Consider the following 16,737-nt stretch of genomic DNA (forward strand, 5'->3'; position numbering starts at 1 on the left):
CGTTCTTGCCGCAGCCTTAGAGCATTTTCATGCAAAACGGAAACCGGAATCAGACCGAAGCGCGCATGATGGCGAGCCCGGCAAACACCGCCGCCATCGAAAGCCCGACGCTGGCGACGATATAGGCGCCGCCGGCGACGGCCTCGCCGCGCTCAAACAGCGAGATGGCATCGAGCGAGAAGGCCGAGAAAGTGGTGAAACCGCCGAGAAAGCCGGTGATCAACAGCAGGCGCAGTTCCATCGAGGCATTGAATTTCCGTGCGATCAGTTCGGCGAAGACGCCGATGACGAAGCAGCCGACGACATTGACGGCGAGTGTGCCCCAAGGAAAGGCCGGGCCCATCAGCTTTAATGCCCACTGGCCGACATAATATCTGAGGACGGAACCGATAGCGCCGCCGACGGCGACGAGGAGAGCCTGGATCATGAGCTGGATTTACCGAAGTTCGAAAGCGATTCCAATCACGTCTCCGAGAATTCTTACCATCCGGTAAAATGTGAATGATTTTCTTATGCAGGCGCCAAGATCATGCCTTTATCACAATGACATGACCCAGCTCCTGTCGATATCGGCGAACACCGCCGCCATTGCCTTCGAATCGCTGAGAATCCCCCAGCGTATCGCGACGAGCACCGCCGCGCGCGATGCTCGCCGCCTCGCCGACCGGCAATTGAAGGCAGAAGGCACCGAGGAGGCCGACGAGCCCTCCAGCATCATCCAATCGACCGAAGTGGCGCTGGACCTGATGGCGAAGGGCAACCGCCAGCCGCAGGCCGGCCTGAAGCAGGCGCTGCAATCCTACGAAGACTTCTGAGACGATCGCCTTTTCAGTAAAAGGCCCGCGGCTGCAATCGCAACCGCGGGCCTTTCTATATGGATCGAATGACTGTTACTTGCCCTGGGCCGACAGCACCTGCAACACGAGGTCGACCTTGCCTGCCTTCTCGAAGGTCAGCGTCACCGGCACGGTGGCGCCCTGCTTGAACGGCGTCGTCACCTTCTGGAACATCAGATGCAGGTTGCCGGGCTCCAGTTTGACCGTCTGGCCGGCGGCAATGGCGATGCCGTCCTTCAACTGGCGCATCCGCATGACATTGTCCTTCGTCACCATTTCATGGATCTGAACCTCACCCGCTGCGGGTGATGTCACCGAGATCAGGCGGTCATCCGCCTTGCCATTGTTCTTCACCGTGAAAAAGCCGCCGCCGACCGGCTGACCGGGCAGCATCGCCTTGGCGAAGCCGCCGGAGATTTCGAGGTCGCCGGCCTTGACCGTGTCGCCAGCCGGCACTGCCGCCGCCATCCCCGGCATACCGCTCATATCCATGCCGGTTTTACCGGTCATGTCCATGCCGGTTTTACCGGTCATTACCATGCCGGCCATGTCGTCGTGATCGTGGCCATGATCTTCGCCGGCCACGACCTTCAACAGCGGCGCCGGGCTCTTGAGGCTATGCGCGTCGCCTCCCTCCGGCGCCACCTGATCCCAGGGCTGGACCGTATCGCCGCACATTTGGGTCACCGGAAAGGCGAGCGAGGTGCCTGCCTCGACGCCGGAAACCTTCCCCTGGATGACGAAGGTATCGTAGAAATCGTCGGAGAGATTGCCGTTCTTCCAGCGGATTTCGATCGCGCCTGTTTTCACCTTGTCGCCGTGATTGTCGTAGGTCTTCTGGTAATCGCCCTTGATCACCTCGAGCTCCCAGCCGGCCTTCGGCTGCGGTTTGGCGAAGACGAAGCCTTCCGGCAGCTTGACCCGCACTTCCGTCGTCGCCTTACCGTCGCAGCCATGTGGCATCTGCAGCGTGGCGAGAATGGTGGTTTCCTGTTTCGCCTGCTTGTCGAGGAAGCTGACATGCGCCTCGGCACCGGCAACGGCGGTGGCGGAAAAGAGGACGGCGAATCCCAGGGTCTTGATAGTCTCGGTCTTGATCGTTTTCATCGGATATCTCCTCGCCGGCCGCGGCACTTTTCTCAGGCGGACCGGCATGTTGCGTTCGGATTGCGGAGAAAGATCAGGCGAGAATCGGAGGCGCGCGGGAATTCGGCCGGCTGACGGCGCTTGCGCCGACGATCGCGGCGGTTTCGATCGGTGAATTGGTGAGCGAGGCGAGCTTGCGCTCAAGCCACGAGCCTGCATCCGGCGTCGGCAGGATGACTGAGGCCGATAGCCGGCATGCTTCGCAATTCGGCTTGAACCCGACGGTCTTGCCGCCCTCATCCTTGATCGTCACGCAAAGCGAGGCAAAGGTGCCGTCCGGCAGCATATAGGCGGCGGCATGGTAGCCCTCGCCGGCGACGGCCTGCGGCGCCTGGTGGGCAAAGCCGAGCAAAAGCAGGCTCAATGCGCAAAGCATGCGCAGGAAGAGCTTCGCTTTTAGTTCAGTCTGCCGCATGAGATCCCCTTCAACAGCATGTCGCGATAGCCGGTTTCCCCGCTGAATGCAAAAGCAGATTTGCCGCGGATCGGGCTTGCCCCTCAGTATGGCGACAAAAATTTGTCAGGTCACGACATTTGGCCTTGCCAAGTGCCGCGCTCGCCGGATAATTGCGCCAACCTTGTTGGGAGAATCCGGTGCTTTCGCCACCGGTGCCGAAGGAGCAACCGCCCCGGAAACTCTCAGGCAAAAGGACCAGCAAGGGGCAGACGGAACTCTGGAGAGAAGCGTTCTCGAAACGCTCGCCGAAGGGATAACAATCTCAGGCGCCAAGGACAGAGGGGGCTCAGGAGAGAAGTGCGCAGCCGCGCCTTCAGATTTGAGCCCGCGCCCTATTGAGAAGGCGCAAACCCCGGAGGCGTCTTTTGGACGATACCGCTGCCCTGAAGAAAACCCCGCTGCATGCCCTGCATCTTTCGCTCGGCGCCCGCATGGTGCCGTTCGCAGGTTACGACATGCCGGTGCAATATCCCGCCGGCGTCATGAAGGAGCATCTTCACACCCGCGCCGAAGCCGGTGTCTTCGATGTCTCCCACATGGGTCAGGTCATCGTGAAGGCGAAGTCGGGCCGCTACGAGGACGCAGCACTTGCGCTCGAAAGCCTGGTTCCCGTCGACATATTGGGCCTTGCCGAAGGCCGCCAGCGCTACGGCTTCTTCACTGACGATAGCGGCTGTATTCTCGACGACCTGATGATCACTCATCTTGACGACCACCTCTTCGTCGTCGTCAACGCCGCCTGCAAGGCGGCGGATGTCGCTCATCTCCAGGCCCATATCGGCGACCAGTGCGACATCACCGTTCTCGACCGCGCCCTGATTGCGCTGCAGGGACCACGCGCGGTCGAGGTTCTTGCCGAACTCTGGGCCGACGTCGCCGCGATGAAATTCATGGATGTGCGCCACTGCCGGCTACACGATGTTTCCTGCCTGGTCTCGCGCTCCGGCTACAGTGGTGAGGACGGCTTCGAAATCTCCGTTCCGTCGGACAAGGCGGTGGATGTCACCATGCGGTTGCTCGAACATCCCGACGTTCAGGCGATCGGCCTCGGCGCTCGCGACTCCCTGCGCCTGGAAGCCGGCCTCTGCCTCTACGGCAACGATATCGACACCACGACCTCGCCGGTCGAGGCGGCACTGGAATGGGCGATGCAGAAGGCGCGGCGCGGCAATGGCGCACGCGCCGGCGGCTTCCCCGGCTCCGGCCGCATCCTCTCCGAACTCGAAAACGGTGCTGCGCGCCGCCGTGTCGGCCTGAAGCCGGAAGGCAAGGCACCGGTGCGCGGCCATGCCAAGCTTTATGCTGATGCCGAGGGCAAGGTCGAAATCGGCGAAGTCACCTCAGGCGGCTTCGGCCCGAGTGTCGAAGGCCCCGTCGCCATGGGTTACGTCCCCGTCTCCCATTCCGCAGTCGGAAGCCTTGTCTATGCCGAGGTGCGCGGCAAGTTTTTGCCCGTCACCGTCTCCGCCCTGCCCTTCGTTACGCCGACCTACAAACGCTGAAACCCAGTTTCCCGAGAGGATATTTCCATGCTGAAATTTACCGCTGAACATGAATGGCTTGAACTCGACGGCGATGTCGCGACCGTCGGCATCACCACCTATGCCGTCGAACAGCTCGGCGATCTCGTCTTCGTCGAACTGCCGGAAGTCGGCAAGAGCTTCGCCAAGAACGATGACGCGGCGACCGTCGAATCCGTCAAGGCAGCCTCCGAAGTCTATTGTCCGCTCGATGGCGAAATTACCGCTGTCAACGAGGCGATCGTCGCCGATCCCTCGCTCGTCAATTCCGATCCTCAGGGCGCCGGCTGGTTCTTCAAGCTCAAGCTCAAGAACCTTTCCGATGCCGACGCTTTGCTCGATGAGGCCGCTTACAAGGAGCTCACCGCGTAATGACGACGCCGACAGAATTCCAGTTCACCGATTATCAGCCCTACGATTTCGCCAATCGCCGTCACATCGGCCCTTCGCCGACTGAGATGACCGATATGCTGAAGGTGATCGGCTATAAGAGCCTCGACGGGCTGATCGACGCGACGCTGCCGCCCGCCATCCGCCAGAAGGCGCCGCTCGCCTGGGGCGCACCGATGACCGAGCGCGAGGCGCTCGACAAGCTGCGCGAGACAGCCAACAAGAACAAAGTGCTGGTCTCCCTGATCGGCCAAGGTTACTACGGCACGATCACGCCGCCTGTGATCCAGCGCAACATCCTGGAAAACCCCGCCTGGTATACGGCCTATACGCCGTATCAGCCGGAGATCAGCCAGGGCCGTCTCGAGGCGCTGCTGAACTACCAGACGATGATCTGTGACCTCACGGGACTCGACGTCGCCAACGCCTCACTGCTCGACGAGGCGACCGCCGCCGCCGAAGGCATGGCGATCGCCGAGCGCGTCGCCAAGTCGAAGGCCAAGGCCTTCTTCGTTGATGCCGACTGCCATCCGCAGAGCATCGCCCTCATCCGCACCCGCGCCGAGCCCCTCGGCTGGAGCGTCATCGTCGGCAATCCCTTTACCGATCTCGATCCGGTCGACGTCTTCGGCGCGATCTTCCAGTATCCCGGTACGCACGGTCACGTGCATGATTTCACCGGCCTGATCGCGCGCCTGCACCAGGCCGGCGCCATATCGGTCGTCGCCGCCGACATCCTGGCGCTGACGCTGCTGAAGTCACCGGGCGAAATGGGCGCCGATATCGCCATCGGCTCGTCGCAGCGTTTCGGCGTTCCCGTTGGCTACGGCGGCCCGCACGCGGCCTATATGGCTGTCAAGGACGCCTACAAGCGCTCCATGCCCGGGCGCCTCGTCGGCGTTTCCGTCGATGCCCGCGGCAACCGCGCCTACCGCCTGTCGCTGCAGACGCGCGAACAGCACATCCGCCGCGAAAAGGCGACGTCGAACATCTGCACCGCCCAGGTGCTGCTCGCCGTCATGGCCTCGATGTATGCCGTCTTCCATGGCCCGAACGGCATCAAGGCAATTGCCCAGCAGGTCCACCAGAAAGCCGTGCTAATGGCCAAGGGCCTGGAAAAGCTTGGCTATAAGGTTGAACCGGAGAGCTTCTTCGACACGATCACCGTCGATGTCGGCCATATGCAGGGTCTCATCCTGCGCGCCGCCGTCGCCGAAGGCGTCAATCTGCGCAAGGTCGGCGAAACGAAGATCAGCATGTCGCTCGATGAGCGCACGCGCCCCGCAACGCTGGAAGCCGTCTGGCGCGCCTTCGGCGGCAATTTCGCCGTCGCCAACTTCGAGCCGTCCTATCGGTTGCCGAAGGGTCTCCTGCGCACCAGCGACTACCTCTCGCATCCGATCTTCCACATGAACCGCGCCGAAAGCGAGATGACGCGGTACATCCGCCGGCTCTCCGACCGCGATCTCGCGCTCGACCGCTCGATGATTCCGCTCGGCTCCTGCACGATGAAGCTCAATGCGACGGCGGAAATGCTGCCGATCACATGGCCGGAATTTTCGGATATCCATCCCTTCGTACCATCAGACCAGGCGCTCGGTTATCGCGAGATGATCGACGATCTGACGGCGAAGCTCTGCGCCGTCACCGGCTATGATGCTTTCTCCATGCAGCCGAATTCCGGCGCGCAGGGTGAATATGCAGGCCTGCTGACGATCCGCAATTACCACATTGCGAACGGCCAGGGTCACCGCGACGTTTGCCTGATCCCGACCTCGGCGCACGGCACCAATCCGGCTTCGGCCCAGATGGTCGGCATGAAGGTCGTGGTCGTGAAGGTGCGCGAGAATGGCGACATCGATCTCGACGATTTCCGCGCCAAGACTGAGGAGCATGCGGCAAACCTCTCCTGCTGCATGATCACCTACCCCTCAACACACGGCGTGTTCGAGGAAACCGTCAAGGAAATCTGCGATCTCGTCCATGCCAATGGTGGACAGGTCTATCTTGACGGCGCCAACATGAACGCCATGGTGGGCCTGTCCCGCCCCGGTGACATCGGCTCCGACGTTTCCCACCTCAACCTGCACAAGACCTTCTGCATTCCGCATGGCGGCGGCGGCCCCGGCATGGGCCCGATCGGCGTCAAGGCGCATCTGGCGCCCCACTTGCCCGGCCATCCCGAGACGGACGGCCGTCCGGGCGCGGTGTCAGCCGCCGCCTTCGGCTCGGCTTCGATCCTGCCGATCTCCTGGAGCTACTGCCTGATGATGGGCGGCGAAGGCCTGACGCAGGCGACCAAGGTGGCGATCCTCAATGCCAACTATATCGCCGCCCGGCTGAAGGGCGCCTATGACGTGCTCTATAAGTCGAAGACCGGCCGTGTGGCGCATGAATGCATCATCGACACGCGCCCGCTGGTCGACAGCGCCGGCGTCACCGTCGACGACGTCGCCAAGCGGCTGATCGACTGCGGTTTCCACGCGCCGACCATGAGCTGGCCGGTCGCCGGCACGCTGATGATCGAGCCGACGGAGAGCGAGACCAAGGCGGAACTCGATCGTTTCTGCGATGCGATGCTGGCGATCCGCGAAGAAGCCCGCGCCATCGAAGAGGGCCGCATGGACAAGCTCGACAATCCGCTGAAGAACGCACCGCACACGGTGGAAGACCTCGTCGGCGAATGGAACCGGCCCTACAGCCGGGAGCAGGCCTGCTTCCCGCCCGGTGCCTTCCGCGTTGACAAATACTGGTCCCCGGTCAACCGCGTCGACAACGTCTACGGCGACCGCAACCTCATCTGCACCTGCCCGCCGGTCGAAAGCTATGCGGAGGCCGCGGAGTAACATTCGGCTCGGCTTTTGACAAACCTCGTCTTTACTCCCGCGTCACTCTCGCCCTTGAGTCAGGGCTGTCCGGTTCGCGACTAGTGCCCTGCAGGAGCCAGCGAGGAACGGAAACGATGCGTCATATTCTCTTCTCCCCATCGGGGAGAAGAGGGAATCGCAAAGCTGCGGCATATGTCCCTTGGCCCGCGAGCGGGGCCTGACGGACACGACAATCCCCGTTTCAGGGCGTTGGATTCAAATTTAACCTTTCTTAGCAAGTCTCTGTTAGCAATTCAGAATAGGCGGTCTCCATTCAGCATGGATGTTGCCATCGATCTTTGTTTTGCGTGCAGGTTCTCATGCGTCCATCGGCTGTGCCAGCAATTCTCCTCGCCGCCCTGATTCTGTCGGGATGCTCCACAAGCTCCGGCGCCGAAGATGTGCTCACCCCTGTAGCGTCGTCGGAAACCACCAATGCCATCAGCAAGCCGAACGGCCCGATACCAGCGGCAGCCGTGGGCGGGCCTGCGCCGCAGGCAAGCCCGCCGCAGCAGGCGCCGAGCTGGACAGGGCCGGTTCCGGAGCCGCAAGCGCTTGTGCCCGCGGACAGGCCGGTTGGAATGCCGATGCCGACGGAACGGCCGGTTGCGATGCTGATGCCCGATGCCCCGGATGTCGATCCCGATGCGGACACGAAATCGCCGACACGCTCACGAATCTACAGCCACCGTTTCCGCGATGCAAAGCCGATCAACTTCGGCAGGACTTCACCGAGAAAGCTTGCCGTGCATGGCGTCGACGTGTCGCGCTGGCAGGGCGAGATCGACTGGGAGACGCTGCGAAAGCAGGGTGCGAACTTCGTCTACATCAAGGCGACCGACGGCGGTGACCACCTCGACCCGATGTTCAAGAAGAACTGGGGCCGCGCCAAGGAAGCCGGCATGAAGCACGGCGCCTATCACTTCTTCTACTGGTGCCGGACCGCCGGCGAACAGGCCGATTGGTTCATTCGCAATGTTCCCAAGGAAGCCAACGCGCTTCCGCCCGTCATCGACGTCGAATGGAACGGCGAATCGAGCTGCAAGCAAAGGATCTCCCGCGCACGCGTTCTCGAGAAGATGCAGGTATTCCTGGACAAGGTGGAGCGCCATTACGGCCAACGCCCGATCATCTACACCGCTCCGGATTTCTACCGCGACAATCTGAAGGGCGAACTGCTCAATTATCCCTTCTGGCTGCGCTCGGTCGCTGCCCACCCTTCCAAGGTCTATCCGGGCCGCAAATGGCTCTTCTGGCAGTATTCCGGCTCCGGCCTCTCCGACGGCGTCGACGGCAAGATCGATCTCAATGTGTTCAACGGCAATGAAAGCGACTGGCACGACTGGGTGGCCACGCGATAGCGAAAGCGGCCCCACCGATCCTGTTCCGTGCCAAGCCGATACAGGCGCAGCAGTAAAAGGCGCAGCCTGTAGGCCTTTGCTAACGCAACGGCTTCAGCATTCCCTAAGCCCTTGCATGTACAAGAATTTCGTCCAGTTCAGGGAAAACGGCTGATGAGTATATCGGGCATTACCAGCACGGCGCTTTCGGGAATGCGAGCACAGAGCACGCGGATCGGTGCGATTGCCAATAACGTCGCAAACATCAGCACGCCAGGCTATGCGAGGCTGAACACCAGCCTCACATCAACAGAGCCGACCGGCGTTCAGGCCATCGTCGAGCCGACGGCATCGGATGTCGATCCCACCACCGAGCTGACCGACATGACAGAAGCCGAGCAGAGCTATCAGGCGAACGCCGCAGTCTTCGAGACCGGCGCCGATATGTGGGAAATGCTCATGAGCATCAAGCGCGACTGAGCACCCTTCGGCAGGTTGTTGTACCGATATGTGTAGCTCAGGCGGAGTGTCCCCCGCCAACTCATGATCTAGGAATGTACCGGCTCGCTTTGGCGCTGTGCGGCAAGGGCCGCGAGATCGGCGGGTTTCAGCTCGACCGATTCGCCGCAACCGCAAGCCGATGTCTGGTTCGGATTGGTAAAGGTGAAGCCGGAGCGCAGTGTCGTCTGCTCGAAACCCATTTCGGTTCCAAGCAGATAGAGCACGGCTGAGGGTTCGACCCAGACTTTCGCGCCGTCGCGCTCGATCAGATCGTCCTTGGCATTGGGCTCGGTCACCAGGTCGATGGTATATTCCATCCCGGCGCAACCGCCCTTCTTGATGCCGACGCGCACACCCTTGGCTCCAGGCCCCGAATTCTCGACGATCGCCTTGACGCGCGCCGCAGCGCCGTCCGTCATGCTCATCACTGCAAAGCCCATCGGCTCATTCTCCTTCCGCAACCGGGGTCAAGATCCGGCGCTTCGTGATTCAAAATGTAGTCTTCCGAGGTAAACGGATCAATACCGGCTCCCTCAATACCAGCCGACGGCGACCTGCGCTTCTTCGGACATGCGGTCCGGCGTCCATGGCGGATCGAAGGTCATGGCAACCTCGACGCCCGATACGCCTTCGACGGCACCGACTGCGTTTTCGACCCAGCCGGGCATCTCGCCGGCGACCGGGCAGCCGGGCGCGGTCAATGTCATCATGATCTTCACCATCCGGTCGTCTTCGATGTCGATCTTGTAGACCAGACCCAGCTCGAAGATGTCGGCCGGAATTTCCGGATCGTAGACGGTTTTCAACGCGCTGATGACGTCGTCGCTGAGCCGCGCCAGCTCATCGGCCGGGATGCTGGAATGCACGATGCCTTCGCGCACGTCGATCTTTTGTTCGCTGTCGTCCAGGCTCATCACGGACACTCCTCAAGCAAAGAACTTGCGCGCATATTCAAGCGCATCGGCCAGGGCATCCACCTCGGCGCGGGTATTATACATCCCGAAGGATGCACGGCATGTGGATGTCACGCCGAAGCGTTTCAAGAGCGGCATGGCGCAATGCGTGCCGGCGCGCACCGCAACACCCTGCCGGTCGATCACCATCGAGACGTCGTGGGCATGGATGCCGGCGAGTTCGAAGGAGAAGATGCTCCCTTTGTCGGGCGCCGTCCCGAACATCCGCAGCGAATTGACCGATCTGAGACGCTCGGCTGCATAGGCAGCCAGATCGGCCTCATGGCGGGCGATCGCCTCACGGCCGATCTTTTCCATATAGTCGAGGGCGTAACCAAGCCCGATCGCCTGCACGATCGGCGGCGTGCCGGCCTCGAAGCGATGCGGTGGATCATTATAGGTGACAACATCTTCGGCGACTTCGAAGATCATCTCGCCGCCACCCTGGAACGGGCGCATCTCCTGCAGCCGCTCCTTCTTGCCGTAAAGCACGCCGATGCCCGACGGGCCGTAGAGCTTGTGGCCGGTCATCACATACCAGTCGCAATCGATGTCCTGCACGTCGACGGGCAGGTGTACTGCACCCTGGCTGCCGTCGATCAGAACCGGAATGCCGCGTTCACGAGCGATGCGGCAGACTTCCTTGACGGGAACGATCGTGCCGAGCGCATTCGACATATGGGTGATGGCGACGAGCTTGGTGCGCTCCGTCAGGCTCTTCTCGAAATCCTCGACATGGAAAGCACCTTCGTCATCGACCGGTACCCAGACGAGCTTCGCGCCCTGCCGCTCGCGGATGAAGTGCCAAGGCACGATGTTGGAGTGGTGCTCCATGATCGTCAGAACGACCTCGTCGCCCTCGCCGATCTTAGGCATGCCCCAGCCATAGGCGACCGTGTTGATCGCTTCCGTCGAATTCTTGGTGAAGACGATGTCGTTCACAGAAGGAGCATTGAGAAAGCGGCGAACCTTCTCGCGCGCCGCCTCGTATGCGTCCGTCGCGGCATTGGACAGATAGTGCAGGCCGCGATGCACATTGGCGTATTCGTGGCTATAGGCATGCGAGATGGCGTCGATCACCACCTGCGGCTTTTGAGCTGATGCGCCGTTGTCGAGATAGACCAGCGGCTTGCCATACACCTTCTCGCCGAGGATTGGAAAATCCCGGCGGATGGCTTCGACGTCGTATTGCGTGGCCGCTGTTGTCTTGTCCATCGACATATCCGATCAGGCGTGCTTTTCGAGCCAGGCCGAGATCACGCCTTCCAGCGCTTCGACCAGGGCCTCGTCTTCCAGTTCCTCGACGATTTCGGCGACGAAGGCGTTGACGAGCATCGCCCGCGCCTTGTTCTCCGGAATGCCGCGCGCCATCATGTAATAGAGATGATTGGCGTCGATATCGGTCACCGTCGCACCGTGGCCGCACTGGACGTCGTCGGCGAAGATCTCGAGCTCGGGCTTGACCGAGAACTCGGCATCATCAGACATCAGCAGTGTGTTGCAGGCCATCTTGGCGTCGGTCTTCTGCGCATCGGGCGCGACCCGGATCATGCCTTGGAAAACGCCCTTGGCACGGTCGAAGACGACGTTGCGGATCACTTCGGTCGAACCGGTATGCGGCACGTCGTGGCCGAGCACCATCGTCACGTCGGTATGGCTTTCGGCACCAAGCAGGTTGATGCCGCGCAGCGTGAGATCCGCGCCCTCGCCCGTCACCTTGATATGCAGCTCCTGGCGCACCATCTTGCCGCCGGCATTGATGACGAACAGACGAAGCTTGGCATCGGCCCCGAGATCGACGCGGATCTGGCCGAGATGCGTATCCTCGGCGCCCTGCTGCTGCAGGATGATCCAGGTCAACTCCGTACCCTCGCCGACTGTGATGTCACTGACATGAGACACGAAAGCGGCATCGCCAGTCACCGCGCGGTGACGTTCAATGACGGTCGCCTTGACGCCGGGGCCGAAGGAGACGGGAAGGCGCGTATGTATCTGGCCGCCGGCATGGATGAACTGGATTTCGAGCGGCTCTTCGAGCACGGTTTCGGCAGGCACGTCCACAACATAGCCGTCGCGCACGAAGCTGCCGTTGATACGGCCGATCGCGTCATCGGAACCGAGTGCATCCAGGCCGTCCGCGGTCGAGCCGTTGATCAGATGTTCGGAATAGGCCGAAATACCGAGGCCGTCGGCGGCAGCCTTCTGGCTGGAATGGCCCTGGATCACCGCCAGCACCGAGGAGCCCGTAACGAGCGGCTCCAAAGCCTCCGAGCCGGCGTCACCCGCCTGCGGTGGGACGGTGCGCAGGAGATTCTTGAGGTCGGTATAATGCCAGGCCTCGATGCGCCGCGTCGGCAGGCCGGCCTTCTTCAGGTCGTCGAGAAGGCGATCGCGTAGCGCCGTCACGGCGCCATTGCCCGGCAGCTCGCCGATCTGCTGGTTGAAGGCCTCGATCAGCGCCGCCTCGGCCGCGGTCAGGCGGCTCGTCGTCTGCATGTTCATGGACATCGTCCTTTCCGCCCGAAACTTAGGCTGCCGCGCCGATGATGTCGGCATAGCCGTTGGCCTCAAGCTCATGCGCCAGCGTCTTGTCGCCCGACTTGATCACCTGGCCCTTGTAGAGCACGTGGACGGTATCAGGCACGATGTAATCAAGCAGGCGCTGGTAGTGGGTGATGACGACCACGGCGCGATCCGGCGAACGCAGCGCGTTGACGCCGTCGGCGACGATCTTCAGCGCGTCAATATCGAGGCCGGAATCGGTTTCGTCGAGCACGCAGAGCTGCGGCTCGAGCAGCGCCATCTGCAGGATTTCGGCGCGCTTCTTCTCGCCGCCGGAGAAGCCGACGTTGAGCGGACGCTTCAGCATTTCGGTATTGATTTGCAGCTTGCCGGCAGCATCCTTGACACGGCGCATGAAGTCCGGCGTCGTCAGCTCGTCTTCGCCGCGCGCCTTGCGCTGCTCGTTCATCGCAACCTTCAGGAACTGCATGGTGGCGACACCCGGAATTTCCACAGGATACTGGAAGGCAAGGAAAATGCCCTTGGCGGCACGCTCGGCCGGATCGAGTTCGAGAATGCTCTCGCCATTATAAAGAATGTCGCCCTCGGTGACCTCGTAGTCGCTGCGGCCGGACAGCACATAGGAGAGCGTCGACTTGCCGGAGCCGTTCGGCCCCATGATCGCGGCAACTTCGCCAGCCTTCACCGTCAGGTTCAGGCCACGGATGATCTCGGTGCCGTCTTCGGCGATGCGGGCATGGAGGTTTCTGATTTCAAGCATTTCGTTTTTCCTATTCATTCAGCGGTTTCAAAAGCCGCTTAATTGACCGTTCGCACCGGTCTCGATCCGTCATCCTCGGGCTTGTCCCGAGGATCTAAGCCGTCAATTGTAATCGCTCCACTCCCGCGTATTCGGATGCGGTCGATAGATATTCTCGATCTCATCGATCCGCTCGTAGAGATCCATCCAAGTCGGATTGAGTTCCTCTACGAGCTTGATTTTCCATTCACGCATATAGCGCTTCAGAGACTTTTCCCGCTGGATCGCCAACACGATATTCGGATGGTGCTCAAACCAGACGAGGTTTTTTGCTCTGTATTTCTGCGTAAAACCCTTCTGGATTTCGTTGCGATGTTCCCAAATGCGTCCGTGTAAATCGCTAGTGACGCCGGTATAGATCACGCCACGTGGCTTGTCGGACATCATGTAGACGAAACCGCTCATCTTCTCCTCTGGCCACGGCAGATCCTCGGGACAAGCCCGAGGATGACGGAGCCGTACTTAACCCACGCTCCCCTCAAGCGAGATGCTGATCAGCTTCTGCGCCTCGACGGCGAATTCCATCGGCAGTTCCTGCAGGACTTCCTTGACGAAGCCGTTGACGATCAGCGCGATCGCCGCTTCGGTGGGGATGCCGCGCTGCAGGCAGTAGAACAGCTGGTCCTCGGAGATCTTCGAGGTCGTCGCTTCGTGCTCGAACTGCGCCGTCGAATTTTTCGCCTCGATGTAGGGCACGGTATGGGCGCCGCACTTGTCGCCGATCAGGAGCGAATCGCACTGCGTGAAGTTGCGGGCGTTCGACGCCTTGCGGTGAGCCGAAACCTGGCCGCGATAGGTGTTGTTGGAAACACCGGCGGCGATGCCCTTGGAGACGATGCGGCTCGACGTGTTCTTGCCGAGATGGATCATCTTGGTGCCGCTGTCGATCTGCTGATGGCCGTTGGAAACCGCGATCGAGTAGAACTCGCCGCGGCTGTCGTCGCCGCGCAGGATGCAGGACGGATATTTCCAGGTGATCGCCGAGCCGGTTTCGACCTGCGTCCACGAGATCTTCGACCGGTTGCCGCGGCAATCGCCGCGCTTGGTGACGAAGTTATAGATGCCGCCCTTGCCTTCCTTGTCGCCCGGATACCAGTTCTGGACGGTGGAATATTTGATCTCGGCATCGTCGAGGGCGACGAGTTCGACCACGGCGGCATGCAGCTGGTTTTCATCGCGTTGCGGTGCGGTGCAGCCTTCGAGATAGGAGACGTAGGCGCCTTCTTCCGCGATGATCAGCGTGCGCTCGAACTGGCCGGTATTCTTCTCATTGATGCGGAAATAGGTGGACAGCTCCATCGGGCAGCGTACGCCCTTGGGCACGAACACAAAGGAACCGTCGGTGAAAACAGCCGAGTTCAGCGTCGCATAATAGTTGTCGCTCGTCGGCACGACGGAGCCGAGGTACTTCCGCACCAGGTCCGGATGCTCGCGGATCGCTTCCGAGATCGACATGAAAATCACGCCGGCCTTCTTCAGCTCCTCCTTGAAGGTGGTGACCACAGAGACGCTGTCGAAGACGGCGTCGACGGCGATCCTCGGCTTCTCGACACCCGCCAGGATCTCTTGCTCCTTCAGCGGAATGCCGAGTTTTTCGTAGACCTTGAGGATCTCGGGATCGACCTCGTCGAGCGATTTCGGACCGGGCGTGCTCTTCGGCGCGGCGTAATAGTGGATGTCGTTAAAGTTGATTTTCGGATAGTTGACGCGCGCCCAGGTCGGCTCTTCCAGCGTCAGCCAGCGCCGATAGGCTTCCAGACGCCATTCCAGCATCCATTCCGGTTCCTGCTTCTTGGCCGAAATGAAGCGGATGATATCCTCGGACAGGCCCTTCGGCGCCTTGTCCATCTCGATGACGGTCTCGAAACCGTATTTGTACTGGTCGACATCGATCAGGCGAACCTGGTCGATTGTTTCCTGCACCGCAGCCATTTCATTCTCCAATCTCGCCGGATACAAGGTCCGGCAGCTTGTAGCGTCTGGGCAATTCACTTGCCCCTCATGTCGGGCAATTGCTTGCCCAGTATGTAAGTGGCCAAAAGGGACTTTTCAGCCCGATTGGCAAGCGGAAATTTGCGTTTCCGCAAGTTTATGATGCGGTCAGGCCGCCTCGCCCGCCGACCTGCGCCGGCAGGCGATCTTGCCGAAAGCCGCGATTGCCCGATCGATGTCCTCGTCCGTTGTGGAAAAGCCGAGCGAGATGCGCAAGGCTCCGAGCTTGGCGTCGCGTCCCATTGCCGCCAGAACATGGCTTTCACCGACCTTGCCGGACGAGCAGGCAGAGCCTGCCGAAAGCGCAACACCTTCGAGATCGAAGGCGATCTGGCCGGTCTCCGCTTTCAGGCAGGGAAGCGTGAAGAAAATGGTATTGGCGACCCTCGGACCGCCGGCCCCGTGGATGATGACATCGGGCGCGACAGCGCGCATGCCGGCTTCCAGCCGATCGCGTAGCGCGCCAATCACAGCGTTACGTTCCCCGAGGTTCTCCAGTGCGGCTTCCGCCGCTGCTCCGAATCCGATCAGCGCCAGCGAATTCTGTGTCCCTGATCGGTGACCTCTCTCCTGCCCGCCGCCGCGGATCAGCGCCTTCGGCATCAGCGCCTCACCACGGGCGATCAGCGCGCCCGCACCCTTCGGCCCACCGATCTTATGGGAGGAGATGATCATGAAATCCGCGCCGACGCGTTCGATCTCGATCGACAGGCGGCCGGCCGCCTGCACGGCATCGATGATGAAGAGACCGCCATGGGCGTGCACGATCCTGGCCGCTTCCTCCACCGGCTGGACGATGCCGGTCTCGTTGTTGACGAGCATGATCGCCACGACGGGAAGGCCCGTCGACTTGTCATGGGCGTCGAGAAGTGCGGCGAGCGCATTCAGGTCGACGATCCCGGCGTCCGTTACCGGAATTTCGGTCGTGCTCTCCCTGGGGAAGCGTCCCCCTTCCCGCACCGCCAAATGCTCGATAGCGGAATAGTAGAGGTGGCCGAGTTTCAGCGGTGTGCGGCCCATGCTGAATTCAGGCGTCAGCACCAGATTGGCAGCTTCCGTCGCACCGCTGGTGAAGACCACATTGGCGGCATCGGTGCCGGCGAGTGCCGCCACCTTGCGCCGCGCGCCTTCGATGGCGGCGCGCGCGGCGCGGCCCTCTCCGTGGACGCTATTTGGATTGCCGAAGATGTCGATCGCGCGCATGATCGCCTCGCGCGCAGCCGGGTGCAGCGGCGCTGTGGCATTCCAGTCGAGATAAAGGCGTGGCGGCGCCATGATCTTCAGTCCTGCGCTTAACGAGCTTGCTTCAGCACCCGCGGTTCATTTTTCTTGAAATTTCCGCCGGGCTTGCCTTATGACACGTTCCACGATGCGTGGATCGCCATGCAAGTTTCGAATTGTTCTAAACTGCGT

The 16,737-nt window shown here is 61.3% G+C and carries 17 protein-coding genes and 2 riboswitches; of the genes, 6 read left to right on the top strand and 11 right to left on the bottom strand.

The window, feature by feature from the left end:
• Nucleotides 1-49: 49 nt before the first annotated feature.
• The gene (gene crcB / locus NE852_RS11025) at nucleotides 50-427 is read right to left on the bottom strand and encodes a fluoride efflux transporter CrcB (RefSeq protein ID WP_008526101.1); all 378 of its coding nucleotides are present in this window, start codon (nucleotides 425-427) and stop codon (nucleotides 50-52) included.
• A 121-nt stretch (nucleotides 428-548) separates the two neighbouring features.
• Between crcB and NE852_RS11030 the strand changes: the two genes are divergently transcribed.
• Complete coding sequence (locus NE852_RS11030) at nucleotides 549-815, top strand: hypothetical protein (RefSeq protein ID WP_037171257.1); 267 nt, start codon at nucleotides 549-551, stop codon at nucleotides 813-815.
• 75 nt (nucleotides 816-890) lie between these two features.
• On the opposite strand, the gene NE852_RS11035 is transcribed toward NE852_RS11030, so the two are convergent.
• On the bottom strand, nucleotides 891-1,943 hold the full coding sequence (locus NE852_RS11035; protein WP_258156513.1) for a copper chaperone PCu(A)C: 1,053 nt from the start codon (nucleotides 1,941-1,943) through the stop codon (nucleotides 891-893).
• A 73-nt stretch (nucleotides 1,944-2,016) separates the two neighbouring features.
• Nucleotides 2,017-2,397, bottom strand: a complete 381-nt coding sequence (locus tag NE852_RS11040; protein WP_258156514.1) for a hypothetical protein — start codon at nucleotides 2,395-2,397, stop codon at nucleotides 2,017-2,019.
• Nucleotides 2,398-2,554: 157 nt separating this feature from the next.
• Nucleotides 2,555-2,643: riboswitch (glycine riboswitch) on the top strand.
• 3 nt (nucleotides 2,644-2,646) lie between these two features.
• Nucleotides 2,647-2,728: riboswitch (glycine riboswitch) on the top strand.
• 76 nt (nucleotides 2,729-2,804) lie between these two features.
• On the opposite strand from NE852_RS11040, the gene gcvT reads away from it, so the two are divergent.
• From gcvT to NE852_RS11065, 5 genes are all read left to right on the top strand, one after another.
• A complete protein-coding gene (gene gcvT / locus NE852_RS11045; RefSeq protein WP_008526091.1) occupies nucleotides 2,805-3,941 on the top strand; it encodes a glycine cleavage system aminomethyltransferase GcvT in 1,137 nt (378 codons plus the stop codon).
• Between the two features lie 27 nt (nucleotides 3,942-3,968).
• The gene (gene gcvH, locus NE852_RS11050) at nucleotides 3,969-4,331 is read left to right on the top strand and encodes a glycine cleavage system protein GcvH (RefSeq protein WP_008526090.1); all 363 of its coding nucleotides are present in this window, start codon (nucleotides 3,969-3,971) and stop codon (nucleotides 4,329-4,331) included.
• Nucleotides 4,331-7,195 carry an aminomethyl-transferring glycine dehydrogenase gene (gcvP, locus tag NE852_RS11055; RefSeq protein ID WP_008526089.1) on the top strand — a complete coding sequence of 955 codons (2,865 nt, stop codon included), beginning with the start codon at nucleotides 4,331-4,333 and terminating at the stop codon, nucleotides 7,193-7,195. The genes gcvH and gcvP overlap by 1 nt, the downstream gene beginning before the upstream one ends.
• A 341-nt stretch (nucleotides 7,196-7,536) precedes the next feature.
• A complete protein-coding gene (locus NE852_RS11060) occupies nucleotides 7,537-8,577 on the top strand; it encodes a GH25 family lysozyme (RefSeq protein ID WP_008526088.1) in 1,041 nt (346 codons plus the stop codon).
• A gap of 153 nt (nucleotides 8,578-8,730) precedes the next feature.
• A complete protein-coding gene (locus tag NE852_RS11065; RefSeq protein ID WP_008526087.1) occupies nucleotides 8,731-9,036 on the top strand; it encodes a flagellar basal body rod protein FlgC in 306 nt (101 codons plus the stop codon).
• Between the two features lie 68 nt (nucleotides 9,037-9,104).
• Here NE852_RS11065 and sufA read toward each other — a convergent pair whose 3' ends face one another.
• The 8 genes from sufA to NE852_RS11105 all read right to left on the bottom strand — a co-directional run bounded on the left by sufA (nucleotide 9,105) and on the right by NE852_RS11105 (nucleotide 16,599).
• Nucleotides 9,105-9,497 carry a Fe-S cluster assembly scaffold SufA gene (gene sufA / locus NE852_RS11070; RefSeq protein ID WP_008526086.1) on the bottom strand — a complete coding sequence of 131 codons (393 nt, stop codon included), beginning with the start codon at nucleotides 9,495-9,497 and terminating at the stop codon, nucleotides 9,105-9,107.
• A gap of 93 nt (nucleotides 9,498-9,590) precedes the next feature.
• Entirely contained in the window at nucleotides 9,591-9,971 is a 381-nt protein-coding gene (locus tag NE852_RS11075) for an SUF system Fe-S cluster assembly protein (protein ID WP_008526084.1), read from the bottom strand.
• A gap of 12 nt (nucleotides 9,972-9,983) precedes the next feature.
• Nucleotides 9,984-11,225 (bottom strand): cysteine desulfurase, encoded by a 1,242-nt coding sequence (locus NE852_RS11080; RefSeq protein WP_008526082.1) that lies wholly within the window; start codon nucleotides 11,223-11,225, stop codon nucleotides 9,984-9,986.
• Nucleotides 11,226-11,237: 12 nt separating this feature from the next.
• A complete protein-coding gene (gene sufD, locus NE852_RS11085) occupies nucleotides 11,238-12,512 on the bottom strand; it encodes a Fe-S cluster assembly protein SufD (protein ID WP_008526080.1) in 1,275 nt (424 codons plus the stop codon).
• 25 nt (nucleotides 12,513-12,537) lie between these two features.
• On the bottom strand, nucleotides 12,538-13,293 hold the full coding sequence (gene sufC / locus NE852_RS11090; RefSeq protein ID WP_008526078.1) for a Fe-S cluster assembly ATPase SufC: 756 nt from the start codon (nucleotides 13,291-13,293) through the stop codon (nucleotides 12,538-12,540).
• Between the two features lie 102 nt (nucleotides 13,294-13,395).
• Nucleotides 13,396-13,737 (bottom strand): GIY-YIG nuclease family protein, encoded by a 342-nt coding sequence (locus tag NE852_RS11095; RefSeq protein WP_008526076.1) that lies wholly within the window; start codon nucleotides 13,735-13,737, stop codon nucleotides 13,396-13,398.
• 57 nt (nucleotides 13,738-13,794) lie between these two features.
• Nucleotides 13,795-15,264: a Fe-S cluster assembly protein SufB gene (gene sufB, locus NE852_RS11100; RefSeq protein ID WP_008526074.1), complete on the bottom strand. Its 1,470-nt coding sequence runs from the start codon at nucleotides 15,262-15,264 to the stop codon at nucleotides 13,795-13,797.
• A gap of 168 nt (nucleotides 15,265-15,432) precedes the next feature.
• On the bottom strand, nucleotides 15,433-16,599 hold the full coding sequence (locus tag NE852_RS11105; protein WP_008526072.1) for a cysteine desulfurase family protein: 1,167 nt from the start codon (nucleotides 16,597-16,599) through the stop codon (nucleotides 15,433-15,435).
• Nucleotides 16,600-16,737 lie beyond the last annotated feature (138 nt).

The sequence above is a fragment of the Rhizobium sp. Pop5 genome (genome assembly GCF_024721175.1).
In the GTDB taxonomy this organism is placed as follows: domain Bacteria; phylum Pseudomonadota; class Alphaproteobacteria; order Rhizobiales; family Rhizobiaceae; genus Rhizobium.

Bases quoted from the DNA above. Each gene is read 5' to 3' on its own strand.
- crcB (WP_008526101.1), bottom strand. From the start codon at position 427: ATGATCCAGGCTCTCCTCGTCGCCGTCGGCGGCGCTATCGGTTCCGTC.
- NE852_RS11030 (WP_037171257.1), top strand. From the start codon at position 549: ATGACCCAGCTCCTGTCGATATCGGCGAACACCGCCGCCATTGCCTTC.
- NE852_RS11035 (WP_258156513.1), bottom strand. From the start codon at position 1,943: ATGAAAACGATCAAGACCGAGACTATCAAGACCCTGGGATTCGCCGTC.
- NE852_RS11040 (WP_258156514.1), bottom strand. From the start codon at position 2,397: ATGCGGCAGACTGAACTAAAAGCGAAGCTCTTCCTGCGCATGCTTTGC.
- gcvH (WP_008526090.1), top strand. From the start codon at position 3,969: ATGCTGAAATTTACCGCTGAACATGAATGGCTTGAACTCGACGGCGAT.
- gcvP (WP_008526089.1), top strand. From the start codon at position 4,331: ATGACGACGCCGACAGAATTCCAGTTCACCGATTATCAGCCCTACGAT.
- NE852_RS11060 (WP_008526088.1), top strand. From the start codon at position 7,537: ATGCGTCCATCGGCTGTGCCAGCAATTCTCCTCGCCGCCCTGATTCTG.
- NE852_RS11065 (WP_008526087.1), top strand. From the start codon at position 8,731: ATGAGTATATCGGGCATTACCAGCACGGCGCTTTCGGGAATGCGAGCA.
- sufA (WP_008526086.1), bottom strand. From the start codon at position 9,497: ATGGGCTTTGCAGTGATGAGCATGACGGACGGCGCTGCGGCGCGCGTC.
- NE852_RS11075 (WP_008526084.1), bottom strand. From the start codon at position 9,971: ATGAGCCTGGACGACAGCGAACAAAAGATCGACGTGCGCGAAGGCATC.
- NE852_RS11080 (WP_008526082.1), bottom strand. From the start codon at position 11,225: ATGGACAAGACAACAGCGGCCACGCAATACGACGTCGAAGCCATCCGC.
- sufD (WP_008526080.1), bottom strand. From the start codon at position 12,512: ATGAACATGCAGACGACGAGCCGCCTGACCGCGGCCGAGGCGGCGCTG.
- sufC (WP_008526078.1), bottom strand. From the start codon at position 13,293: ATGCTTGAAATCAGAAACCTCCATGCCCGCATCGCCGAAGACGGCACC.
- NE852_RS11095 (WP_008526076.1), bottom strand. From the start codon at position 13,737: ATGAGCGGTTTCGTCTACATGATGTCCGACAAGCCACGTGGCGTGATC.
- sufB (WP_008526074.1), bottom strand. From the start codon at position 15,264: ATGGCTGCGGTGCAGGAAACAATCGACCAGGTTCGCCTGATCGATGTC.
- NE852_RS11105 (WP_008526072.1), bottom strand. From the start codon at position 16,599: ATGGCGCCGCCACGCCTTTATCTCGACTGGAATGCCACAGCGCCGCTG.